3 protein-coding genes are annotated in these 1,885 nt (G+C 75.4%); all 3 read left to right on the forward strand.

Going from position 1 to position 1,885, the window contains the following annotated elements; translation table 11 throughout:
• On the forward strand, positions 1 to 214 hold a 214-nt coding region (locus tag DN069_RS39115), incomplete at its 5' end, for a hypothetical protein (RefSeq protein ID WP_133260213.1).
• Positions 215 to 223: 9 nt separating this feature from the next.
• A complete protein-coding gene (locus tag DN069_RS39120; RefSeq protein WP_207892427.1) occupies positions 224 to 928 on the forward strand; it encodes an SH3 domain-containing protein in 705 nt (234 codons plus the stop codon).
• Positions 928 to 1,885: serine/threonine-protein kinase (locus tag DN069_RS39125; protein ID WP_111507974.1), on the forward strand; the 958-nt coding region annotated here is incomplete at its 3' end. The genes DN069_RS39120 and DN069_RS39125, both read left to right, overlap by 1 nt.

A 1,885-nucleotide genomic window follows, 5' to 3' on the forward strand; every position in this document is an offset into this window, starting at 1 on the left:
GCTGGTCCCGTCCCGCTGGGCGCTCGGCGCCATGGCCGGCACGATCGACCTGCACAGCCTGGTGCCCGGCACGCTCACCGCCGATCCGCTGTTCCGGCACCGCACCGGCACCTGGCTGCTGGACCTCGGCATGATGGTGGTCCTCTCCGTGGTGTTCGGCCTCGCCGTGGCGCGGCTGCTGCGGCGCCACGAGCCCGTGGTGATGCGGGGATAGGGCGGGCGCATGGACGACACGGCTGACTTCCGCCCGACGCATGTGGCGCCCACCGACGGCCTGGCCACCTGGGTCCATCCCGACTTCTCCGAGCCCAGCGCCCGGCTCGACGCGTTGCTGCCGGTCCGCGTCACCGACGTGCGCGGCGACTGGGCCCGCGTCGTCTGCTCGAACGGCTGGACCGGCTGGGCCGACGGACGCCTGCTGATCACGCTGCCGCAGCGCCCCCCGTCGGGCTCCGGCCGACCCCTGACCGCCGCCGCCGACCCGCGCCCGCTGCTGCTGCGCCTGGAGCACGCGCTGACCCAGTACCGCGAGGCGGCGGAGGACCTTGCGGACGGCAGCATCGACCTGGAGACCTTCCGGCACCTCACGCACGGCCTCCGCCTCGGCGTCGTCCTCGACGGCGAGGCCGGCTGGCTGCTCGACCTCGACGAGGGCCGCTGGTACTACTGCGACGGCTTGCGCCTGCGCACCCTGGCGACGACGGAGCCCCCGTCCGCGCGGGCGACATCGGCGGGCGGGCCGTCGGAGCATGGGCCCTCGGGGTCTGAGGGAGCGGGGGCGGGGCCCGCCTCGCGGGAGCCCCGGTCGGGGGAGGTCGCAGCGGACCCGCCCGCCTCGCCTGGCCTCACGTCGCCGGACGGCAGGGCGAGGGAGCCCGGGGCGGGCAGCCTGGGGACGCGTGAGTGGCGTGGTGGAGGTGAGGGCTGATGCCGACGGATCCGCCGGCCACGGCGCCCGGGAGTCCCTCCGGCCTCACCGGCCGGCGGATCGCCGGGTACCTGCTGGAGGGCGAGCTCGGGCGCGGCGGTATGGCCGTCGTCTACCGGGCACGGGACCTGCGGCTGGAGCGGACCGTCGCGGTCAAGCTGCTCGCGCCGCAGCTCGCGCTGGACGAGACCTTCCGACGCCGGTTCGAGCACGAGTCACGGGTCGCGGCCGCGATCGACCATCCGCACATCGTGCCGGTCTTCGAGGCGGGCGAGGCCGACGGCGTGCTCTACATCGCCATGCGCTACGTCCACGGCCGCGACCTCGCGGCCCTGCTCGACCGCGTCGGGGCGCTGCCGACCGCGCAGGCGGTCCGGATCACCACGCAGGTGGCCTCCGCGCTGGACGCCGCGCACGCGCACGAGCTGGTCCACCGCGACGTCAAGCCCGGCAACATCCTGCTCGCGGAGGGTACCGACCCGGACCACCCCGAGCACGTCTACCTCACCGACTTCGGGCTGACCAAGAAGTCGCTCTCGCTGAGCGGCTTCACCACCGTCGGGCAGTTCGTCGGCACACTCGACTACGTCGCGCCCGAGCAGATCAGCGGCAAGCCGGTGGACGGGCGCTGCGACGTCTACAGCCTGGCCTGCGTCGCCTACGAGATGCTCACCGGGGCGCCGCCCTTCCGCCGCGACGACGACCTGGCGCTGCTCTGGGCCCACCAGTACGACACCCCGCCCCCGGCCACCGAGCGGCGCCCGGACCTGCCGCGCGCGGCGGACGCCGTGCTGGCCCGCGCCCTCGCGAAGACCCCGGACGAGCGCCACGACAGCTGCCTGGACTTCGTGGCCGCCCTCCGCGCCGCCTGCACGATCGCGGCCCCGCCCCGGCTGCCGCACTCGCCGACCCAGATCGTCACCGCCCCGCGCCGACACGGCTCCGGCATCGACGACC

The organism is Streptacidiphilus pinicola, assembly GCF_003258295.1.
In the GTDB taxonomy this organism is placed as follows: domain Bacteria; phylum Actinomycetota; class Actinomycetes; order Streptomycetales; family Streptomycetaceae; genus Streptacidiphilus; species Streptacidiphilus pinicola.